17 protein-coding genes and 1 pseudogene are annotated in these 22,982 nt (G+C 56.0%); 17 read left to right on the top strand and 1 reads right to left on the bottom strand.

Annotated elements, in window-relative coordinates; genetic code table 11:
• The first annotated feature begins 83 nt into the window (after window positions 1-83).
• From H6A20_RS01165 to H6A20_RS01110, 12 genes are all read left to right on the top strand, one after another.
• Window positions 84-974, top strand: a complete 891-nt coding sequence (locus tag H6A20_RS01165; protein ID WP_338106535.1) for a carbohydrate ABC transporter permease — start codon at window positions 84-86, stop codon at window positions 972-974.
• Between the two features lies 1 nt (window position 975).
• Window positions 976-1,836: a carbohydrate ABC transporter permease gene (locus H6A20_RS01160; protein WP_204905308.1), complete on the top strand. Its 861-nt coding sequence runs from the start codon at window positions 976-978 to the stop codon at window positions 1,834-1,836.
• A 40-nt stretch (window positions 1,837-1,876) separates the two neighbouring features.
• Window positions 1,877-3,871: a glycoside hydrolase family 31 protein gene (locus tag H6A20_RS01155; RefSeq protein WP_204905307.1), complete on the top strand. Its 1,995-nt coding sequence runs from the start codon at window positions 1,877-1,879 to the stop codon at window positions 3,869-3,871.
• A 21-nt stretch (window positions 3,872-3,892) separates the two neighbouring features.
• Window positions 3,893-6,157 carry an alpha-xylosidase gene (gene yicI, locus H6A20_RS01150; RefSeq protein ID WP_204905306.1) on the top strand — a complete coding sequence of 755 codons (2,265 nt, stop codon included), beginning with the start codon at window positions 3,893-3,895 and terminating at the stop codon, window positions 6,155-6,157.
• A gap of 106 nt (window positions 6,158-6,263) precedes the next feature.
• Window positions 6,264-8,015, top strand: coding sequence for a sensor histidine kinase (locus H6A20_RS01145; RefSeq protein WP_204905305.1), 1,752 nt, complete (start codon window positions 6,264-6,266; stop codon window positions 8,013-8,015).
• A gap of 5 nt (window positions 8,016-8,020) precedes the next feature.
• Window positions 8,021-8,761: a response regulator transcription factor gene (locus H6A20_RS01140; protein ID WP_204905304.1), complete on the top strand. Its 741-nt coding sequence runs from the start codon at window positions 8,021-8,023 to the stop codon at window positions 8,759-8,761.
• Window positions 8,762-8,783: 22 nt separating this feature from the next.
• Window positions 8,784-9,818, top strand: a complete 1,035-nt coding sequence (locus H6A20_RS01135) for a zinc-dependent alcohol dehydrogenase (RefSeq protein ID WP_204905364.1) — start codon at window positions 8,784-8,786, stop codon at window positions 9,816-9,818.
• A gap of 19 nt (window positions 9,819-9,837) precedes the next feature.
• On the top strand, window positions 9,838-10,896 hold the full coding sequence (locus H6A20_RS01130) for a sugar kinase (RefSeq protein ID WP_204905303.1): 1,059 nt from the start codon (window positions 9,838-9,840) through the stop codon (window positions 10,894-10,896).
• 23 nt (window positions 10,897-10,919) lie between these two features.
• Window positions 10,920-12,368, top strand: coding sequence for a decarboxylating NADP(+)-dependent phosphogluconate dehydrogenase (gene gnd / locus H6A20_RS01125; protein ID WP_204905302.1), 1,449 nt, complete (start codon window positions 10,920-10,922; stop codon window positions 12,366-12,368).
• Window positions 12,369-12,524: 156 nt separating this feature from the next.
• The gene (locus H6A20_RS01120) at window positions 12,525-13,562 is read left to right on the top strand and encodes a zinc-dependent alcohol dehydrogenase family protein (RefSeq protein ID WP_204905301.1); all 1,038 of its coding nucleotides are present in this window, start codon (window positions 12,525-12,527) and stop codon (window positions 13,560-13,562) included.
• Window positions 13,563-13,761: 199 nt separating this feature from the next.
• Window positions 13,762-15,444, top strand: a complete 1,683-nt coding sequence (locus H6A20_RS01115) for a phospho-sugar mutase (protein ID WP_204905300.1) — start codon at window positions 13,762-13,764, stop codon at window positions 15,442-15,444.
• 142 nt (window positions 15,445-15,586) lie between these two features.
• Complete coding sequence (locus tag H6A20_RS01110) at window positions 15,587-16,855, top strand: RNA-binding domain-containing protein (protein ID WP_338106534.1); 1,269 nt, start codon at window positions 15,587-15,589, stop codon at window positions 16,853-16,855.
• 69 nt (window positions 16,856-16,924) lie between these two features.
• On the opposite strand, the gene H6A20_RS01105 is transcribed toward H6A20_RS01110, so the two are convergent.
• Window positions 16,925-17,530 carry a Crp/Fnr family transcriptional regulator gene (locus H6A20_RS01105; RefSeq protein ID WP_338106539.1) on the bottom strand — a complete coding sequence of 202 codons (606 nt, stop codon included), beginning with the start codon at window positions 17,528-17,530 and terminating at the stop codon, window positions 16,925-16,927.
• On the opposite strand from H6A20_RS01105, the pseudogene H6A20_RS13970 reads away from it, so the two are divergent.
• The 5 genes and pseudogenes from H6A20_RS13970 to H6A20_RS01080 all read left to right on the top strand — a co-directional run bounded on the left by H6A20_RS13970 (window position 17,521) and on the right by H6A20_RS01080 (window position 22,544).
• Window positions 17,521-18,443: pseudogene (locus H6A20_RS13970) on the top strand (DUF3100 domain-containing protein). The gene H6A20_RS01105 and the pseudogene H6A20_RS13970 overlap by 10 nt on opposite strands.
• Entirely contained in the window at window positions 18,444-18,890 is a 447-nt protein-coding gene (locus H6A20_RS01095; protein ID WP_204905299.1) for a hypothetical protein, read from the top strand.
• A 13-nt stretch (window positions 18,891-18,903) separates the two neighbouring features.
• Window positions 18,904-20,253, top strand: coding sequence for an amidohydrolase family protein (locus H6A20_RS01090; RefSeq protein ID WP_204905298.1), 1,350 nt, complete (start codon window positions 18,904-18,906; stop codon window positions 20,251-20,253).
• Window positions 20,254-20,282: 29 nt separating this feature from the next.
• A complete protein-coding gene (locus tag H6A20_RS01085; protein ID WP_338106530.1) occupies window positions 20,283-21,014 on the top strand; it encodes a sulfite exporter TauE/SafE family protein in 732 nt (243 codons plus the stop codon).
• Between the two features lie 120 nt (window positions 21,015-21,134).
• Entirely contained in the window at window positions 21,135-22,544 is a 1,410-nt protein-coding gene (locus H6A20_RS01080; protein WP_204905296.1) for a D-alanyl-D-alanine carboxypeptidase family protein, read from the top strand.
• Window positions 22,545-22,982 lie beyond the last annotated feature (438 nt).

Below are 22,982 nucleotides of genomic sequence, written 5' to 3'. Positions count from 1 at the left end.
GTTAGAAACGTTTTATCACCTTAGATGGAAGAAGGGCTGTCCGGCATATGCCTGACAGCCCTTTTCAAATAGGAGGAATTGCTGTGAAAAAAAGAGAAAAAGGAAGATGGGTCGGCTATGCGTTCGTGCTGCCGGCTGTCATATATATGCTTGTCTTTATCGGGTATCCGATCATCTATAACTGGGTCATCAGTTTCCAGGATGCGACGGCCTATACGCTGAAGGATGCAGGGCGCGCGTTCATCGGTCTGACCAATTACCAGACGATCTTTGCCGATCCGACGTTCGCCAGGTCCATACAGCATACGTTCATTTACACCATCGGCTGCCTGATCATTCAGTTTACGCTCGGATTTGCGCTTGCCATGTTCTTCTCAAAGAAATTTACGCTTGCCAAGCCGATCCGCGGCCTTGTGGTCATCAGTTGGATGCTTCCGGTCACAGTCACCGCGCTTGTGTTCAAATTCATGTTCTCCCAGGATTCCGGCATCATCAACACGATCCTGATGAACCTGCACATCATAGACGAACCGGTGGGCTGGCTTCTGAGCGGCGGCACGGCCATGGCGGTGCTCATCATCGCGAACTCGTGGGTAGGCATCCCCTTCAACATGCTCCTGCTCACAACGGGCCTGAACAATATTCCGCTGGATGTGTATGAGGCGGCGTCCATCGACGGGGCGACGAAGAAACAGCAGTTCTTTATGATCACAGTCCCCCTGTTAAAGCCGACGATCATGTCCACCCTTGTCCTCGGTTTCGTCCTTACTTTCAAGGTGTTTGATCTTGTGTATGTCATGACGGGCGGAGGACCGGTAGACTCCACAGAGGTGCTTTCCACCTATTCCTATAAGCTGTCCTTCCAGCAGTTCCAGTTCGGACAGGGGGCAGCGGCGGCATGCGTATTGTTTGTCTGCCTGTTTATCGTGGCGCTGATTTACCTGAGAACCATATCAAAGAGTGAGGTGGATTAATATGAGCAGGGAGAAAAAAGAGAAAAAAGTATACCAGACACCGGCGGAAAAGAGAAAAAATATTGCCTTTAATATCCTGGCTGTTGTGCTGTGCTGTCTGTTTCTGTTCCCGATCTACTGGATCGTTGTGAACTCGTTTAAGATCGACAGTGAGATCTTCGCGAAGATCCCCACCCTGTGGCCCCATGAATTTACGCTGAAAGCGTACGGGGAGCAGTTCGGGGCGCTCGGGACAACGCTTAAGAATTCGATCATTATAGCGGTCGGATCCCTTGTGATCTCCATGGTGCTCTCGGTACCGGCGGCATACGGACTGGCGAAGTATAAGATAAAGGGCGGGAAATTCTTCATCCTGATCTTCCTGACAACGCAGATGCTTCCCGCGTCTCTTGTGCTGACCCCGCTGTTCCTGATCTTCTCCAACCTGGAGCTGCTCAACACATACCTGGCGCCGATCCTCTCGACAGCGACGATCTCCATCCCGTTTGTCGTCCTGATGCTCCGGCCCAGTTTCCTGAGCATTTCCACTGAACTTGTGGAGGCTGCAAAGATCGACGGGTGCGGGACGCTCCGGGCATTTTTCAAGATCGTTGTCCCCATCTCCCGCCCGGCGGTCATCACGGCAGGATGCTTCGGCTTCGTGTATGCGTGGAATGACCTGGCATACTCCATGACGTTCAACACGGCGGAGAACATGCGGCCCATGACATCCGCGATCTACACCTTTATGAACCAGTACGGCACGAAGTGGAACAGCATCATGGCGTACGGCGTGTTGCTCATCCTCCCGTGCGTGATCATCTTTGTCACCATGCAGAAGTACATCGTGGAAGGACTGACAAGCGGATCTGTAAAAGGATAGGTACAGAAAAAAATATAACGTGAAAGACGAGGAAAAAAGAATGGCTGTATTTAAAAATGAAAACGGAGCATTGCTCTATCACTATGACGCTGAGACCGTAAGGATCGAACCCTGGGGGGCGGATTCCCTCCGCGTCCGGGCGACGAAGAACGCGGCGTTTACAGAAGATAACTGGGCACTGGCGATGGAGCCGGGGAAGACGGAAGCACAGATCTGCATTGAGGAAAAGACAGCCTCCATCTGCAACGGAAAGATCTGCGCAAAGATCACCCGGGCAGGGAAGCTGACATTCTGCAACAGCAAGGGAGAGGTGCTGCTGGAAGAGTACCTGAGAAACCGCAAGGATGTGTATGCGGATTACTGCAGCGCCCTGGACATTGACGCCAGGGAGTTCAAACCGAACATCGGCGGGGACTATCATCTGTCCATGCGGTTTGTCTCCGGGGCGAACGAGAAGATCTACGGAATGGGACAGTATCAGCAGCCATATCTGGATCTGAAGGGAACGGATCTGGAGCTGGCGCAGAGAAATTCCCAGGCCAGCGTGCCCTTCATGATCTCCTCCCTCGGATATGGCTTCCTCTGGAACAACCCGGCTGTCGGGCGGGTGATCTTCGGAAAGAATATCACCACATGGGAGGCCTACTCCACCAAGCAGTTGGACTACTGGATCACGGCGGGCGACACGCCGGCGCAGATCGAGGAGAGCTACGCGAAGGTGGCGGGAACGGTTCCCATGATGCCGGAGTACGCCATGGGTTTCTGGCAGTGCAAGCTGCGCTACCAGACGCAGGACGAACTGCTTCACGTAGCCAGGGAATACAAGAGAAGGGGGCTGCCCATCTCTGTGATCGTGATCGATTACTTCCACTGGCCGCTCCAGGGCGACTGGCGGTTTGATCCGGTGTACTGGCCGGATCCGGACGCCATGATCCGGGAGCTGAAAGAGATGGGGATCGAGCTGATGGTTTCCATCTGGCCGACGGTGGACTACAGAAGCGAGAACTATGAGGAGATGCTGGAGAAGGGCTACCTGGTGCGCACAGAGCGGGGCTTCCGCATCGTGATGGACTTCCAGGGCAATACGATCCACTATGACGCCACGAATCCGGATGCGAGGGCATACCTCTGGAATAAGGCGAAAAAGAACTACTACGACAAGGGAGTTCGGATCTTCTGGCTGGATGAGGCGGAGCCGGAGTATACCGTATATGATTTTGAAAACTACCGCTACTATCTGGGGCCGAACGTTCAGATCGGCAACGTGTACCCGGAGCTGTACGCCAAGACGTTCTACGACGGCATGAAGGCGGAAGGCCAGGAGAACATTATCAACCTGCTCCGCTGCGCCTGGGCCGGATCCCAGAAGTACGGCGCTCTTGTGTGGTCGGGAGACATCCATTCCAGCTTCGCATCGCTGCGCAACCAGGTGGCTGCCGGGCTGAACATGGGCATCGCCGGAATCCCGTGGTTTACGACGGATATCGGCGGTTTCCACGGAGGGAATCCGGACGATCCTGACTTCCGGGAACTGCTTGTCAGATGGTTTGAGTACGGTACATTCTGCCCGGTTATGAGGCTTCACGGAGACAGGGAGCCCCACAAGCCGCCGATGGGCAAGGAGGGCGGCGCAGCCTGCGTATCCGGCGCGGACAACGAGGTATGGTCCTTCGGCGAGGAAGCATATGAGATCTTGTGCAGCTACCTTGCGCTCCGGGAGAAAATGAAGCCCTATATCACAGAACTGATGCGGGAAGCGCATGAGAAGGGAACGCCGGTCATGCGGCCGCTCTTCTATGACGCGCCGGACGACGCAAAAGCGTGGGAGATCGAGGACCAGTACATGTTCGGTCCGGACGTCCTTGTGGCGCCGGTCCTCTACGACAAAGCAAGAAGCCGTGAAGTATACCTTCCGGAAGGATCCGAGTGGACAAATTACTGGACCGGAGAGACGCTGGCAGGCGGACAGTCCGTTGCAGTTGATGCTCCGCTTGAGCAGATCCCGCTGTTTACACGGAACGGAAGGACCTTTTAAGAGACAGGGAGGGAGAGACAGATGAAATTTACATTCGGGTACTGGAGGATCCGGGACCGCTATGAACCGCGCTATGCGGTCGAATACTGGGACCATGAAGTGCGGGGGAATGAACTGACGGTCTACGCGGCGACCAACCACATCGGGGACAGGGGAGACACGCTGAATCAGCCTATGCTGACGTTCACCTTTTCCAGTCCCATGCCGGATGTGATCAAAGTGTCCATCGTGCACTTTGCAGGCAGGCCGAACCGGGCGCCTCACTTCCAGAAAGCACAGCAGAGCGGGGATTTCGTCTCTGTCAGGGAGGAGGAAGACCGTCTGGTGTTTGCTTCCGGGAAGACGGAGGCGGTGATCGACAAAAGGCCGAATGCCTGGCATGTGGAATACCGGTCGGAAGGGAAACTTCTGACCGACTCCGGCTACCGCAACGCGGCCTGCATGTACGACAGGGAAGAAAAGACAGATTACATGGTGGAACAGCTCCTCCTCGATGTGGGAGAGCAGGTCTACGGACTTGGCGAGAGGTACACGCCTTTCATCAAGAACGGCCAGGAAGTCCAGATCTGGAATGAGGACGGCGGCACGGCGTCCGAGCAGACCTATAAGAATATCCCGTTCTATGTGACCAGTAAGGGGTACGGCGTCTTCGTTGACAATCCGGGGGACGTGCAGTTTGAAGTCGGAAGCGAGAAGGTAGAGCGGGTGCAGTTTTCCATGAAGACAGAGTGTCTGGATTACTACATCATCAACGGCGGCACGCCGAAGGGGACCGTACAGATGTACAACAGACTGACCGGCATGCCGGCCCTTCCGCCGGCGTGGACCTTCGGCCTGTGGCTGACCACATCCTTTACGACCAGCTATGACGAAGACACGGTGACCGGTTTCATACAGGGCATGGCGGACCGGGATATCCCACTCCATGTGTTCCACTTTGACTGTTTCTGGATGAAGGGATACGAGTGGGTGAACTTCACATGGGATCCGGATACGTTCCCGGACCCGGCAGCCATGATCCGGCGCTACAAGGAGAGAGGCCTGCACATCTGCTGCTGGATCAACAGCTACGTGGGACAGAAGTCCTCCATGTTCCGGGAGGGAATGGAGAATGGCTACTTTGTAAAAAATACAGACGGAACCGTGTGGCAGTGGGATTTCTGGCAGGCCGGCATGGCCCTTGTCGATTTTACGAATCCGGCCGCCTGCAAGTGGTATCAGGATAAACTGGAAGCCCTCATCGACATGGGCGTGGACAGCTTTAAGACGGACTTTGGCGAGCGGATCCCGGTGACAGGCATCGAATACTACGATCACAGCGATCCGGTGCGGATGCACAATTACTATACATATCTTTACAATAAGACGGTATTTGAGCTGCTGGAGCGGAAGCTTGGGAAAAAGGAAGCGTGCCTGTTCGCCCGCTCCGCGACGGCCGGGTGCCAGCAGTTCCCGGTACACTGGGGCGGGGACTGTACGGCCACCTATCCGTCCATGGCGGAGGACCTGCGGGGCGGACTGTCCCTCTCCATGGGAGGCTTTGGTTTCTGGAGCCACGATATGGGCGGATTTGAGCAGACGGCTACAGCCGACGTATACAAGCGCTGGTGTCAGTTCGGGCTTTTGAGCTCCCACAGCCGTCTTCACGGATCCACATCCTACCGGGTGCCCTGGCTTTTTGACGAGGAGGCATGCGACGTCCTCCGCGCTTTCGTGAAGCTGAAATGTTCACTCATGCCGTATCTCTACGCGATGGCGGTAAAAGCGCACGAGGAAGGGATCCCGATGATGCGCCCCATGGTCATGGAATTTCCGGACGACCCCACCTGCGCGATGCTGGACAGACAGTACATGCTGGGAGATTCCCTTCTTGTGGCGCCGGTGTTCCGGGCGGACGGGGAGGTTACCTACTATGTGCCGGAAGGACGCTGGACCAATTATCTGACCGGCGAAGTGAAAGAAGGGGGAAGATGGTACAAAGAGACCTTTGACTACTTCCATCTTCCGCTGCTCGTGCGCGAGAACACGATCCTGCCGGTAGGAGAAACAGAAGACCGGCCGGATTACGATTATCAGACCGGCACGGTGCTGAAGATCTACCAGCCTGTTGACAGGGTGCCGGCAGAGATCTCGATCCCGGATATGAAGGGAGAGAATCCGGTCCATGTCCGCATGTGCAGTACGGACGGGCAGGTCAGCGTCACGGCGGACGGAGGGAACAATCTGACGGCTGTGTGCATGGCGGAACAGGGTATGGATTTGAAAGTGCCGGTTGCCGTGCTATAATGGTCAGAACAACGGCCTGGGCTATCTGCAGGAAAAGAAGGGGATTGATGATTTGCTGAAACATACGGGAACGAAGAAAAAAAGAAGCATGCTGCTGAGGCGGGTTATGATGATCTTTGTCATTTTGTCTGTCGTTCCGACGATCCTTGTCATCATCGTGGCAAATGAGATCTACTCCCGGAGCCTCTACAGGCAGTCCGGGCAGTTGATACAGCAGAATGCGAGGCAGCACGATCTCCTTCTTACAGAGAGGCTGAACAACTATGAGGATTCCTTTTTCGAGCTGATCACAAACCGGGATTTTATCAATCTTGCTTCCGCGATCAACGAGGAGGACAAACTGTACACGGCGGATCTCCAGAATATGCAGATTGAGCTGCAGGCGGCGGTCTACTCCCTCGGCTATGTGCGGAGCGCGGCGTTTATAGCAGATAATGATCTGTACGTGTCCTACTCCAAGTGGTATGACCGCAACGGGATGCCCCTGTGGATGACGGCAGACAGCCGGCAGCAGATCCGGGATGAGATCGGGGATCCGCAGAGACGTAAGATCACTGCGGCCTATGATCTTCTGGAAGGGATGCAGCAGTCGGATCCGGTGGTGCTGATCGGCATGCCGGTCCGGGATCTGTACACAAAGGAGCGGAGCGGGCTGCTGCTTTACGCAGTCAGCACGCAGATGCTCCTCTACCAGCAGGGGGCGGCGAGCAACGAAGGCGTGGAGACGGTGGTGACAGGACCGGGCGGGGAGATCCTGAACGGGACAGACAGCCGGAGTGTCGGCCGGGAGTTTTCGTCTTATCTGCAGGAGGAATACAGAGGCAGAAACTGTTACAGGATCGACCAGGAGATCGGGGACAGCGGCTGGACCGCCTCCTACATTGTGGACGAAGATATACAGAGGCGGGAGGTCCGGAACTTCAGCACCATCGTGCTCCTGCTCATGATCGTGATCATGGCTGCATTCTTTATTGTGGTCATGCGTTTTACCGGCCGCTACATCCGTGAGATCCGGAATATAGGGGAGGCCATTGAGAACTACGATCCGGACGAGAGCCGCTCTTTGAAAGTGCATCTGTCCCCGGATGACGATCTGTATCTGATCTCCCATCAGTTTAACCGGATGGTGGATCGGAATACGTCTCTTGTCGAGGCTCTCAAGCAGAAAAACAGCGAGATCCGGGAGGCGTCGGAACGCCAGAAAAACGCGGAGATCAAAGCGCTGGAGGCGCAGATCAACCCGCACTTTCTGTACAATACGCTGGACTCCATCAACTGGCGGGCCATCGATGCCGGCGAAGAGGAGATCAGCGATATGCTGAGCATGCTGGGCAGCCTTTTGCGTTACAGCGTATCGAATATCAACGGCATCGTACCTTTTTCCGTTGAGATCGAATGGCTGAAAAAATATGTGTTTCTCCAGCGGGAACGGTTCGATGATTCCTTTGACTGTACGTACGAGATCACGGACGAAGCGCTCGATTACCCGATCTACAAGATGCTCCTGCAGCCGCTGATCGAGAACAGCATCCTGCACGCTTTCCGGGAGACGGGCGAAGGCGGCGTGATCATGGTGAAGGCATATGTGCGGGAAGACGGCAAGCTGCAGATCACTGTCAGCGACAATGGAAGAGGCATGTCTCCTGAACAGTTGGAGGACCTCCGGCGCAACATACTGGAGAAGAAGGCGCTGGACAGCCGCAGCATCGGCCTGAGCAACGTGGTGAACAGACTGAAGATCTATTACCGGGACGAGGCGCAGATCCGGGTCGAGAGCGAGCTCGGCCGGGGCACGGAATTTGTACTGATCATACCGGAGATGAGGAAGGAACCTTCTGACGGAAAAGAGAAGGAGTGAATGGATTGAAAACATTAATCGTCGTGGAAGATGAACTGCGGATCCGGGAAGGCCTGTGCAAACTTATCCGGCGGCTGGATATGGGAGTGAAAGTGATCGGCGAGGCAGAAGACGGGCTGGAGGGACTTAAGATGATCCAGGATATGCTGCCCGATATCGTGATCACTGACATCCGCATGCCGAAGATGGAAGGCCTGGAGATGATCCGCAAGGTCAGAGAGATGAATATCCGATGCATCTTTATCATTCTGAGCGGCTATGCGGAATTCAGCTACGCGCAGACGGCGATCTCTTACGGGGTGACGGATTATCTGCTGAAGCCTGTGACCGTCTCCGATGTGAAAAGGCTGCTGGAGAAATTAAATCCGCAGGATACTTTGACGGAAAGGGAGGCACCGGGGGATGGCGGCGCATACTCGGATCTGGTATACTCAGTTATGAACGCAGTAAAGCGGGACTACGCGACCCATATTTCCCTGAGCACCTATGCGGATGTATACAAAGTGACGCCGCAGTATATCAGCACGCTGTTTACGAAAGAAACGGGAGAGACATTCTCCTCTTATGTGCGCAGGATCCGGATGGAGAAGGCAAAGGAGCTGCTGCTCACGACAGATATGAAGATCTATGAAGTCGCGCTTGCGGTCGGCTATCCGGAGCAGAAATATTTTTCAAAAGTTTTTAAAGAGTACACAGGGGTGTCGGCGAAACAGTTTGTACTGCAAAAGAAAGATATCAAACCATGAGGAGGCGCAAGAAATGGAAACAATGAAACAGGAAGTCATGACGGAACCAAAGAAGATCATCTTTCAGGAGGTGCCGGTCCCGGATCCGGGCGAGGGGCAGGTGCTCGTAAAGATCAAGCGGATCGGGATCTGCGGAAGCGATATCCATGTATATCACGGAACGCACCCGTATACTTCTTACCCGGTCACACAGGGGCATGAGGTGTCAGGAAAGATCGTAAAGACCGGAGCGGGCGTCAAAGATCTCCGCGCCGGCGACAGAGTGACGATCGAGCCCCAGGTATTCTGCGGGCACTGCCATCCCTGCACCCACGGGAAATACAATCTCTGCGAGGAGCTTAAGGTGATGGGCTTCCAGACAACCGGGACAGCCAGCGAATACTTTGCGGTGGACGCGTCCAAGATCACACCGATCCCGGATTCCCTCACCTATGACGAGGGGGCGATGCTGGAGCCGCTGGCTGTGACGATCCATGCGGCGAAGCGTTTTCCCGGGCTTCAGGGCGCAAATGTGGCGATCCTCGGGTGCGGCCCCATCGGTCTGCTCCTTGCCCAGTCGGTCAAAGCGCTTGGAGCCCGCAAGGTGATGATCACGGATGTGTCAGAGTACCGGCTCGGGCTGGCGAAAGAGCTGGGCGCCGATGCCGCGGTCAACACGAAAGAGCAGGATTTCGGGGAGGCCATGATCCGGGAGTTTGGCCCTGACAAGGCGGATGTGATCTACGACTGCGCCGGCAATGATACTACGATGAACCAGGCGATCCAGAACGCCCGCAAAGGAAGCACGATCATTCTGGTGGCAGTGTTCGGGGCCATGGCGAATGTGGACCTCGCCAAGCTGAACGACTCGGAACTGGATCTGAATACATCCATGATGTACAGGCATGAAGACTATGTGGATGCGATCCGGTGCGTCGGAGAAGGGAAAATACAGCTCAGGCCTCTGATGAGCCAGCACTTTGCCTTTGAGGATTACCAGAAGGCATACGAGTATATTGACAACAACCGGGAGACAACAATGAAAGTGCTGATCGACGTAGATCCGTCAGACGAGTAGACGGAAAGGAGAGACGGGGATGAAATGCAGGAAAGAAGCGCTTTATGACGTGGTGGCGCCTACCAGCATGGGGCTTCGGATGGCGCCGGACGGACGGCAGCAGATCAGCATCAGCAACCGGTTTACCATGCAGGCTACGAGCGCCGAATCCAACGTGCTCTCGGTTCCGGCCGCTCTTGGCTGCCGGACGAAAGTGCTTACGGCTTTTGTGAAGGGAAGTCCGATCTCCGGATTTATCCGGGCGCAGCTACGGGCCCGGGGCATTGCGTACGAAGGACCGGAACGGGAGTCCGGCGGTCCGTGGGGACTGCGCCATCAGATCAATTTTGCGGAGAGCGGCTTCGGCGTGCGCGGCGCCAGAGTGTATAACGACCGGGCCGGAGAAGTGGGGCGCACGCTGGACCTGGAAGATTTCGACCTGGAGAAGCTGTTTGTCAGGGACGGCGTGAAGATCCTCCACATGTCCGGCCTGATCGCGGCGCTGTCGCCGCAGACGGGGAAATTCTGCCTGGAACTGGCAAGAATGGCAAAACAGACGGGTACCCTCATTTCCTTTGACATGAACTACAGGGAATCTTTCTGGAAGGGAAGGCAGGAGGAACTGACGGAGATCTTTTCCAGGATCGCGTCGGAGGCGGATATCCTGATGAATTTCCAGCCGATGGACGAAAACGGGCATCTGCTGCCGCTTGCCCTCGACCCGGAGCGTCCCGGAACGTTCCGCGATATGCTGCGGCAGGTCCGCGCCCGGTATCCGGACGCGTATCTTCTCACGAGCACCATCCGGGGCGAGCTGGACGCGGGCGAGAATCTGTGGGGTGCAGTCATGCTTGCCGGGGAGGACTGGTATACGGAAGAGCCAAGAAGGATCGCGGTCCTTGACCGGATCGGAGGAGGAGACGGATTCGCCTCCGGCGTTCTGTACGGCATCCTCAGGGGATACGAGCCCGGGGACTGGATCCGGCTTGGCTGGGCCTGCGGGGCGATGGCGGTGACGACGCCCAACGACTACGCGCAGCCGGACGATGAGCAGATGCTGCGGCAGATTTACAGTGGAAACGCAAGGATTAGCAGATAAATGCAGAAGGGAAGCGGTCAATGATGAAAAAAGCAGATATAGCTGTCGTAGGGATGGCTGTCATGGGTGAAAACCTTGCAATGAATATGGAGGAGAAAGGGTTTCGCGTAACCGTGTTCGATGTGCGGGACGGCGTTGTGAACGCTTTTATGGACGGGAACGGAAAGGGGCGCAATTTTACAGGGGCGTATTCCTGGAAAGAACTGGTGGAGAGCCTTGAGAGGCCGCGCCGGATCATGCTTATGATCCGCGCCGGCTCCCCGGTGGACGAGGTGATCGACACACTGCTCCCGCTGCTGGAGGAGGGAGATATCCTGATCGACGGCGGGAACTCCTTCTATCAGGATACGCAGAGACGGTACCGTGCCCTGAAGGAAAAAGGGATCCGCTTTATCGGGACCGGTGTGTCCGGCGGGGAAGAAGGCGCGAGAAAAGGACCTTCCCTTATGCCCGGCGGCGATCCGGAGGCATGGCCGTACGTGAAGCCGGTCTTTACGAAGATCTGCGCCCAGACGGATGGCGAGCCCTGCTGCGACTGGGTCGGAGAGGGCGGCGCCGGCCACTTTGTGAAAATGGTGCATAACGGCATCGAATACGGGGATATGGAACTGATCTGCGAGGTGTATTCGCTGATGAAAAACTGTCTCCATATGGAGGACGAGGAGATCGGAAAGATCTTTGGAGAGTGGAACCGGGGTGTCCTGGACAGCTATCTTGTGGAGATCACAGCGGATATCCTGCAGTACCGGGACGAGGACGGCGAGCCTTTGGTGGAGAAGATCCTGGACAGCGCCGGGCAGAAAGGAACAGGCAAATGGGCCAGCCAGGCAGCGCTGGATGAGGGGGTGCCGCTGACCCTGATCTCGGAGGCCGTGTACGCAAGATATATAAGCGCCATGAAGAAAGAACGAACGGAGGCCTCCCGGAGGCTGGCCGGGCCCTCGCCGGCCGCAGGCTGCAGCAGGGAGGAGATGCTGCCCGCCCTCCATGACGCCCTGTACGCGGCGAAGATCTGCTCCTACGCCCAGGGCTTCAGCCTTCTTCGGGCGGCTGCAGCCGGATACGGGTGGGAGCTCAGTTACGGGAGCATTGCCCTGATGTGGCGGGGCGGCTGCATCATCCGCAGCGTATTCCTCGGAAAGATCAAGGAGGCGTTTGACAGGGATAACAGCCTGACCAACCTGCTGCTGGATCCGTATTTCTGCGATGCGTTCCAGGGCGCCCAGGCGGGACTTCGGAAGGTCTGCGCTCGGGCGGTGGAAGCCGGCATTCCGATCCCGGCGCTCAGCGCGGCTGTGGCCTACTATGATTCCTACAGGAGCGAGCGGCTGCCGGCCAATCTTCTGCAGGCGCAGAGGGATTATTTCGGCGCGCACACCTACGAGCGGGTGGACGATCCGAGCGGACGCCATTATCACACGAACTGGACGGGTACAGGCGGGGACACCGAATCGTCGATCTATACGGCGTAATACTTGTACACAGGCGCGGGGCAGGACATGCTGTATGTCCTGCCCTGTTTTATGGGAAAGAGAGTCTTGCCAACGCCGCCTTGCAGACGTATGATAGAGGCAGAAGAGACAGGCAGGAGCAAGAGATAAAGAGAGAACGGGAAAGGAAGGAAGAAAATGAAAGGGACCTATTTTTTAGGGGCGGATCACACGCCCAGATTTGAAGTGCGCGATATGCAGTTTGCCGGGCCCGGCCCCCATGAAGTGCTGGTCCGGACGGAAGCGTGCGGCATCTGCGGCACGGACATCCATATCTATAAAGGGGAGAAAGGATCGGCGCAGGTGACGCCGCCGGTTGTGCTGGGACATGAGTTCGCCGGCGTGGTCGAGGCGGTGGGAAGCGGGGTCACCCTTGTGAAACCGGGGGATCACGTGGCCATGGATCCCAATATGTACTGCGGGACATGCATGCCCTGCCGGATGGGAAAGAAGCAGAACTGCGAGAATCTTTTTGCCCTTGGCGTCAATGTGGACGGCGGGTTCGCGCAGTACTGCATGTGTCGGGACACACAGGTGTTCAAAGTGGATCCGGCGCTGGATTTTGATGTGGCGGCCATGGCGGAGCCGCTGGCCTGCGTCATCCACGGTATTGATCAAGCAGGGATCCGGCCGGGCCAGAGCGTGCTCGTGATCGGCGGCGGGACCATCGGGCTTCTCATGGTGCAGATGGCGCGGCTCTCCGGCGCAGGCGCAGTGATCCTGAGCGAGCCGATCGCGCTTCGCAGAAAGATCGCGCTGGAAGTGGGGACGGACGCGGTGATCGATCCGGTCCGGGAGGAAATCCGGGCGCGTCTTCTGGAGGAGACGGGCCGGGACGGCGCGGACGTAGTGATCGAGTGCGTGGGCAGAAGGCCGACCATAGAGCAGGCGTTTCAGGCGGCCGGGTTCGGCGCCAGCGTTCTTCTGTTCGGCGTGCCGGCCCCGGAGGCGGAGGCGTCTCTTCCGCTGTTCGACGTTTATAAGAAAGAACTGCGCATCACGGGATCCATGATCAACCCGGACACTCACCAGAGGGCGGTAAATCTGCTAAACAGCGGCAGGCTGGAGATCAGAAAACTGATCACCCATCACTACGGCCTGGAGCAGATGGAGGAGGCCCTGCAGATGCAGATGAGCAGCGATTCCATCAAGGTGATGATCCATCCGCAGGAATAAAACGATACAGGTAATGGGGGCGTTTTTCATGTCTGAAAAACCTTCGGCCACGCTCATGACGAGCGGGCCAATCTGGAGCGGAAACGGTAGTTTTACCGGGAATATTTGCCGTTTATTGAATTGCCGTGCCGCTGCAAACATGGTATATTATTTGTAACGGGTGTTTTTACACAAATAAAAAAAGCAGGAGTGGTTAAACATGTATCAGGATGATTACAAGCGCTGGATGGAAGCGGATCTGGAAGACGCGGATCTGAAGCCGGAACTGACAAGGATCGAAGGCAATGACGAGGAGATCAAGGAGCGGTTCGCCGTGGCCCTGAAGTTTGGCACGGCCGGACTTCGCGGCGTGCTCGGAGCGGGCACGAACCGCATGAATATCTATGTTGTGAGACAGGCCACGCAGGGTCTGGCCAACTGGGTGAAGACCCAGGGCGGCACGCAGACGGTGGCGATCAGCTACGACAGCCGTTTAAAGAGCGATGTGTTCGCCAAGAACGCGGCCGGCGTGCTGGCGGCCAACGGGATCAAAGTCAGGATCTACGACGCACTGATGCCCGTACCGGCGCTGTCTTTTGCAACGCGGTACTACAACTGTAACGCGGGCGTGATGGTGACAGCCTCCCACAACCCCGCAAAATACAACGGATACAAGGCATACGGACCGGACGGATGCCAGATGACGGACGATGCGGCGGCCATTGTCTACGAGGAGATCCAGAAGACGGACGTGCTCACGGGAGCGAAATACATGTCCTTCGCTCAGGGTGTGGAAGAGGGGCTGATCCGCTTCGTGGGCGACGACTGCAAGAGAGCCCTCTACGACGCCATCGAGTCCAGACAGGTCCGCCCGGGCCTTTGCAGGACAGCCGGACTGAAGCTGGTGTACAGCCCCTTAAACGGTTCCGGACTTGTGCCGGTGACCCAGATCCTCAAAGACATCGGCGTGACGGATATCACCATCGTGCCGGAGCAGGAGTATCCCAACGGATACTTTACGACCTGCAGCTATCCCAACCCGGAGATCTTTGACGCGCTGGAGAAGGGCCTGGAGCTGGCGAAGGAGACAGGCGCGGATCTGATGCTGGCCACGGACCCGGATGCGGACCGCGTGGGGATCGCCATGAAATGCCCGGACGGCTCCTACGAGCTGGTGAGCGGCAATGAGGTGGGCGTTCTTCTTCTTGACTACATCTGCGCCGGACGCATCGAGAAGGGAACCATGCCGGCGGACCCGGTGGCTGTGAAGTCGATCGTTTCCACCCCGCTGGCCGATGCGGTGGCGGAGCACTACGGCGTGGAGCTGCGCAGCGTGCTGACCGGCTTCAAGTGGATCGGAGACCAGATCGCGCAGTTGGAGGCAGCAGGCGAGGTGGACCGCTTCATCTTTGGCTTCGAGGAGAGCTACGGCTACCTGGCCGGCCCCTATGTGCGTGACAAGGACGCTGTGATCGGTTCCATGCTGATCTGTGAGATGGCCGCTTACTACCGGAGCATCGGAAGCTCCCTGAAGCAGCGGATGGAAGAGATCTACGCGCAGTACGGCCGCTACCTGAACAAGGTGGACAGCTTTGAGTTCCCGGGCCTGAGCGGCATGGACAAGATGGCCGGCATCATGCAGGGACTGCGGGACAACCCGCTGCAGGAGATCGCAGGCTACAAGGTTGCGTCCGTGACAGACTACACGAAGCCGGAGGAGACAGGACTTCCCGCGGCGAACGTGCTGATCTACAAGCTGGAGAACAACGAGACAGTGATCGTGCGCCCCTCCGGCACAGAGCCAAAGATCAAGATCTACTACACGACCGTAGGAAAAGATCTGGAGGCCGCGCAGGCAGAGAAGGACAAGCTTGCGGAGGCCATGAAGCCGGTGATGGCATAGCGCGGGAAGAAGAGAAAAAAGCAATTTTCGCTGCAATTGTTGTGCAACGAAAAATAGAATCATCGCAAACATTTTGCGACGAAAAAGAAATCGTTGCAAATTGTTTGCGATGATTTTATACTGTAAAAAGGAGGTGAAGAAAGTGGGAGAAAACAAACAGTTAGAATATAAAGCGACGATCAGCTCCAATACTTTTCTGAAAACTGTCAGTGCGTATGCCAATTACGGAGGAGGAAAAATTCTTTTTGGAGTTTCAGATGACGGTGAAATTCTGGGAGTCAATGATCCGGTGGAAGCAAAATTAAATCTGGAAAATAAAATCAATGACAGCATCAGTCCGGTGCCGGAATATGCACTGGAAATTCAGGAGGGAAATAGTATCTCTTTAACGGTTTTTGAAGGAATGTATAAGCCTTATATGTATAAAGGAAAAGCCTACAAAAGAAATGATACGGCGACGATAGAAGTCGACAGACTGGAATACAGCAGACTGATTTTAGAAGGGCAGGGACAATCCTTTGAGGAAATGCCTGCGCTCCGGCAGGAACTTACATTTTCCAGACTGGAGGAGGAACTGGTCCGGGTATTGGAAGTGGAGAAGCTGGATAAAGATATTTTAAAGACGCTGGAACTCTACTCTGAGAGAAAGGGCTATAATAATGCGGCGGCGCTTCTTGCGGACAAAAACGATTTTAAAGGTGTGGACATGGTCAGATTCGGAAAAGATATTGACGAGATCATGGACAGGGAAGTTGTAGAGAAGGTATCGCTCCTGATCCAGCTTGAGAAGAGTATGGAAATGTACCGGAAATATTATCAATATGAAAAAATAGACGGAATGGAAAGAAGAACGATTGAGAAGATCCCGGAGAAAGCCTACAGGGAGGCGATCGCCAATGCGCTGGTCCACCGGGCATGGGATGTAAAGGCGTCCATAAAAGTGAGCATGTTTGAAGACAGGATTGAGATCAGCTCGCCCGGAGGTCTGCCGTCAGAACTGAGTGCGGATGAGTATGTGAATGGGCAGATATCCATTTTGAGAAATCCGATCATAGGAAATGTTTTCTTCCGATTAAAATATATTGAAAAATTCGGGACGGGTATTCTGAGGATCAATCATTTGTATCAAAATTCCCTGAAAAAGCCGGTTTATAAGGTGTTCGAGAATTCTATTAAAGTGGTTTTGCCGGTGATTGAAGAAATGGGCGAACTTACAGAAATGGAAAGGATCGTCTGGAAACAGATGCAGAAGCAAAAAGAGATGACAAGGATACAGATGGAGAGAAGTACGGGAATAAAGAAAGATACCCTGCTCCGGACATTGAATGGAATGATAGAAAAAGGCCTGATCCAAAAGGCAGGCGCAGGAAGGGGAACGAAATATATGCGAAATGTCACGGCGGATCATTAGTGGTTTTCGTCGCAATCGTTGTGCAACGAAAAAGAAATCGTTGCACGATGATTGCGACGATTTCAGGAGCTATACCTTACCCTTGCATGTCTGTTTTCCAATGTACTCTTTTGCCCTGGCGATCTGCTCCGGCGTCATGGTCACCTTCCCCTTCGTGATCCCCACCAGGCCCTCCTCCTTCAGCCGGCGGATGGTCCGGTTCAGCGTCTTGACGGAGATGCCGGTCTCCTCGTGGATCTCCTCCCGGGTCCGCTTTACGACCGGGGACTGATACTCTTCGATGTACTGCAGGAAATAGGCGAGCAGCAGGTGCTGGGGCGGGTAGAAGAGGCGGTTCCCCCGGTTGCAGGAGGAGCGGTACAGTTTGTAGGCCACCTTCCGGGAGACGAGCCGCAGAAAGTGGATGTCCTGTGCGATCCAGTCCTCAAAGTCTTTCCGGGAGAAATAGAGCACCGTGCAGGGGGTCGTCGTCTCGATGGTGACCGAGGTGCGAGGCTTGCCTGCCAGGATCGTCACTTCTCCGATAAAGTCAATCGGATCATTTCTTTCAATCATAAAAACATTTCCATTTTCAAATTCATTGATGACCCGGTGGTACCCCTCGCAGACAATGCCGAAGTAATCCAGCTCGGCGTCCTTCTGGTGGATGATGGTCCCGGCCGGGTATGTGCGGATCGTGTATCTGTCTTTCAGGGCTTCGGGCAGAATACAAGATCTTTATCGTGGCGTTCATTTTTATTGTGATCGCGGACTCCATCGGGCAGATCCAGGTCCCTGTCGGGCCCGGGACGCTGATCCTCTTCCCCATCTTCTACGCCCTGATCCTGGGGATCCTCTCCGGGCCGGAGGCGCTGAAGATCTTTAAGAAGAAGGAGGTAAAGGCGGCGTCCAAGCTGGTCATCGTGGCCATCTGTCCCTTTATCGCCAAGCTGGGGATCAATGCGGGGGCCAGCATCGAGGTCGTGCTCTCCGCAGGTCCGGCGCTTATCTTCCAGGAGATCGGGAACCTGGGAACCATCTTTCTGGCGCTGCCCTTCGCCCTGCTCCTCGGTCTGAAGCGGGAAGCCATCGGCGCCACCCACTCCATCAACCGGGAGTCGAACCTGGCGCTGATCACAGATATGTTTGGGCCGGATTCCCCGGAGACGCGGGGAGCCTTTCCATCTACGTGGTGGGCGGCATGGTGGGTACCATCTACTTCGGCTTTATGACGACCATGGTGGCGGCCCTGAACCTCTTTCATCCCTATGCCCTCGGCATGGCTTCCGGGGTGGGGGCGGGCATCCTCATGGCCAGCGCCACGGCCAGCCTGGCTCTTGTCTACCCGGATATGGCCGCGGAGCTGTCGGCCCTCGCCAGCACAAGCGAGACGCTGTCCGGCATCACCGGGATCTACGTGGCGATCTTCATCGGGATCCCCCTCACAAAGAAGCTCTACCAGCTCCTGGAACCGCCCATTGCCAGGCTGAGGCGGGAGCCCAGCGAGGTGCTGGAGAGCCGTAGAAAGGCGGCGGAAGAACAGGAAGATGAGAAAGAGGGCGCAGAGGCGGCAGTGGCTGCAGTGGCCGCAGAACAGGAGGTAAGATAGATGAGGTACGCAGAGTGGGGTCTTTTACTTGTCATATCGGGGCTTGGCATTGCCCTTGCCAATTTTGTCGGATTTGACGTGGGATTCATGGAGTCCCTGCCGGGGATCCTCATCCTCCTCGGCATCTCCGCGGCGGCGGTGGTGGTGAGCAAAGTCGTGCCGCTGAAGCTGCCCATCGTGGCGTACTGCTCCATCATCGGCCTTCTGGTGGCGAGTCCCATCTGTCCGGCCAGGGACTTTGTCATCGCCTCGGCGAACAGCATCAATTTCACAGCGCCGCTCACCCTTGTGGGGGCCTACGCGGGCATTTCCATCGGGGATCAGGTGAAATCCTTCGTAAAACAGGGGTGGAAGATGATCATCGTGGGCATTCTCGTCATGACAGGCACCTTCCTTGGGTCCGCCTGCATCGCCGAGCTGGTGCTGTCCCTGACCCATGCGATCTAGGAGGGCACAGGATATGGAAGAGAGGACGAACAAGAAAGAAGCGGATCTTCTCATCCGCGGCAGCGACTACCTGGATGAAGATTTCGAGCTGCGAAAGGGAGAGAGCATCCTCATCCGGGACGGGAGGATCGAGGCCACCGGCCCCTTAAAGGAGCTGGCCGGGGCCTATACGTGGAAGGAGGAGACGGACGGCAGCGGCTGCGTCTACATGCCCGGGCTGGTGGACAGCCACATGCACACTGGACAGCAGCTCCTGCGGGGGCAGGTGCTGGACGCCATGCCCATGATCTGGACCCGGATCATGCTGCCCTACGAGAGCACCCTGACGCCGGAGAAGATGCGGCTCAGCGCCCGGATGGCGGCGGTGGAGATGATCCATGCCGGGACCACCGGGTTCATCGACGCGGGCAGCTACTTTATGGAGGAGGCCGCCGCGGTGTATGAGGAGAGCGGACTTCGGGGGGCTCTCTCCTTCTCCACCATGGACCAGAAGGGACTGCCGGACTCCATTGCCATGGACGGGGAGACCGCGATCCGGCGAACCGATGAACTTTATAAAGCATTTCATGGAAAAGGAAATCTTAAAGTTTACTACTCCCTCCGCTCCCTCATTTCCTGCTCCGAGGAACTGATCCGCATGGCCGCGGCGAGAGCCAGGGAGCAGGGGACTATGCTGCAGGCGCATATGAACGAGTATCCGGGCGAGATCAATTACTATATGGAGAGGAAGCAGATGCGGCCCTACGAATACCTGGACAGCCTGGGCGTGCTGGGACCGGATTTCCTGGGGGCCCACAGCCTGCTCCTGTCAGAGCGGGAGACAGCCCTCCTCGGGGAGCGGGGCGTGAAGGTCTGCCACTGCCCCTTCAGCAACTGCGGCAAGGCGGCGCCGCGGACGCCGGAGCTTATCAGCCGGGGGATCACGGTGGGGCTCGGGACGGACGGGGCCGCTCACGGGGGCCTGAGCCTCTTTAATGAAATGAAGATCTTCCGCTCCGTCATGAACCTGACCTGGGGCGTCCCCCTCGCAGAGCCGGCGGTGATGCCGGCCAAGACGATCCTTGCCATGGCCACCAGGGGCGGGCAGGCCTGCCTGGGAGGGGACCCGGACAGGGACGGCCGCATCGTGCCGGGAGCCCGGGCGGACCTGATCGGACTTGACAAGCGCCGGATCTGTATGGCAGTATACGGCCATATGGCCAACACAGTACTGGAGAGCGTGAATGCCGGGGATGTGCGGGATTCCATCTGCGGCGGCCGGATCCTCATGAAGGATTATGAGATCCGGACGCTGGATGAGGATGCCATCTACCGGGAGGCCGTGGCCTACAGAGATGAAAATGCAGGAAATCATGCAAATTAGAAAGGAAAACAGCCGTAATGGTCGAATGTTTGATTGTTATTCTTGCAAATCTGCTCATCGGAGGCATGATCGGGCTGACCGGCATTGCCGGTTTTCTCCTGCCTATGCTGTACACCGGGTTTCTGGGCATGCCGGCCGCCCAGGGGATGGCGCTCAGCTTCTTTGCCTTCCTTATATCCGGCGTGCTCGGGTCCTGGAACTACTACCGGGCAAAGAACCTGGATCTTAAGCTGGGGCTTTGGATCAGCGCCGGGAGCCTTGCGGGCGCGGCGGCCGGGGTGTGGCTCAACCTGCTGCTCCAGGAGGGGATCGTGAAGCGGATCCTCTACCTGGTGGTGCTGCTCTCCGGCATTTCCATCCTGGCAAGAAAAGATAAAGAAAGAAATAATAATCAAAAGAAAGATATAAATATCTTTATATGCCTTCTGTTCGGACTTGCGACAGGGGCTGTGTGCGCCCTGTCGGGGGCCGGCGGGCCGATCCTTGTCATGCCCCTCCTGGTGGTGCTGGGCGTGCCGGTGAAGACAGCGGTGGGTGTGGCCCTCTTTAACTCCATCTTTATCGCCATCCCCTCCTGCATCGGCTACTCCCTGCAGTGCGATCCAAAGTCCATGGCGGTCCTGCTGGCGGTGTCCATGGCAAGCCACGGCGCCGGCGTCTGGGCCGGCAGCCGGAACACGTCCTTCCTGAAGCCGGAAGTCCTGAAGAAGGCAGTGGCCGTCTTTTCCGTGTGCATCGCTTTGTATAAGCTGGGTGCATAAAATAAAAAGGCATGGTTTATTTATTGTAGATATAGATAAAATTGTTTATAATAGAAGACAGATTTCCAGAGGAGTTTGTTGAAAATGAAACGAGGATTGCAGATAGTATGCGCTGCGGTTATGTCAATGACCATGCTTATAACCCCGTGCTCTTATGCCGTCCGTGCCTCGGAACCGCCAGAAACCGCCGCGGCAGAGGAAGGCAGGGAGCTGACAGAAGAGGAGAAGGCCGAGAAGGCGTATCAGAAGCTGATGGATGATACGTATAAGCAGGAAGTCCAGACGAACAAGCTGAAAGGCTGGCCGCAGGGTCCCGGTATTAACGGCGAGGCAGGCATTGTGATGGATGCGGAGACCGGTGCTGTTCTCTATGGGAAAAATATGGATCAGAGGGAGTTTCCCGCAAGTATTACTAAATTGCTGACGGCCCTTCTGGCTTTTCAGTATTCCGAGATGACGGATGAGGTGGTGATCACGGCGGACAGCCTGGCATGTCTTGGCAACGGCTATGCGTCCATCGGCATGAAGGAGGGGAACGTCATCTCCATGGAACAGGCTCTGTACGCCATGCTGCTGGCCTCCTCCAATGAAGTGGCTTATGCGGTCGGAGAGACTGTTGCAAAGAAGCAGGGGCAGGATTACCAGTGGTTTATCGATGAGATGAACCGGAAGGTGAAGGAACTGGGCGGGACAAATTCGCATTTCATCAATACCAATGGCGTCCATGATGAGGAGCACTATACCTGCGCCAGGGATATGGCCCTGATCGCGGCTGAGCTTTTCAGCTATCCGGAATTTTTTACGATCTGCCAGACGGCGCAGTATACGATCCCCGCATCTGCGACTACAGAGGAGCATGTTTTTCAGCAGAAGCATGAGATGCTAGTGCAGGGGTATACGGATTACTATGAATACGCGGTAGGAGGCAAGACCGGGTATACGACAGAGGCGAACAATACGCTGGTAACGCTGGCAGATAATGGGAATATGAAGCTTGTATGCGTCACCTTGAAGATTTTTCCCGGGCATGTCTATTCAGATACAAAGGCCCTTTTCGACTATGCGTTCACTAACTTCAGCCGCGTGCCGGTTGAGGAAACGGGCAGCGATGAAATTGCAAAGATCCCGGAAGGCGCGTCCGTAACGCTGCCGGAAGGGACAGCGTTTTCCGATCTTGACCAGAGCCTTGCGCATGTTTCGGGAGGAACGGACACGGCGATACTGACGTATCTTTATGAAGATAATCCTGTCGGTGTGACAGAAGTACAGGTTCGCAAGAACGCTTCTTTCCGGGAAGCGGAGGCGCCGGAAGAGGAGGATGCGGACGGGGAGGATACGGCGGCGGTCAGCAGGCCGCTTTTGATCGCGATCGCTGCGGTCATCCTTCTCCTTGCCCTGGCTACAGTCTGGTGCAGGCTGCAGCGGCGCAGAAGGCGCAGGCATCACCATCACCACGGGCATCATCCCCATCACAGAGACGGAGAACATCATGCCCACCACAGGGAGCATCACAGCAGCCGCAGAAACTAGCGGCCGGCACAGAAAATACAACACAGAAAATAGCGGGAAACCCTTGACTTGCCAGGGGTTTCCTATTATAATTTTTAGCGTGCAAAAAAGAAATAGACTTATCAAACCATAAGAGAAAGACCATGACGAAGACAGTAGGGCATGGAGGAAAGTCAAAGCGAGCCGGGGAAGGTGCAAGCCCGGTACGAGTAGCATATGCCTGAAGATCACTTCTGAGTCGCAGTCTCCGAAAAGATACTGAGTAGGAGCTGCCGGAGTCCGCCGTTACCGGAAGGCATATGATCGTATGTTGGGTGGTTTATAAATGAAGGGAACAGAGTCTTCATCCTGATGGATGGAGATTTTTTTCGTATTGTCGGAAATTGTTCCGCACAATATGCACAATAGCGCAGGAGTTGGTGTAATTCCGGACGTAACACTTTTGAAAAGTGTTACGTG

The sequence above is a fragment of the Mordavella massiliensis genome (assembly GCF_016901695.1).
Lineage (GTDB): Bacteria > Bacillota > Clostridia > Lachnospirales > Lachnospiraceae > Claveliimonas > Claveliimonas massiliensis_A.
Note: the sequence above shows the minus strand (reverse complement) of the source record. Positions and strands in the feature narration are given on the sequence as shown.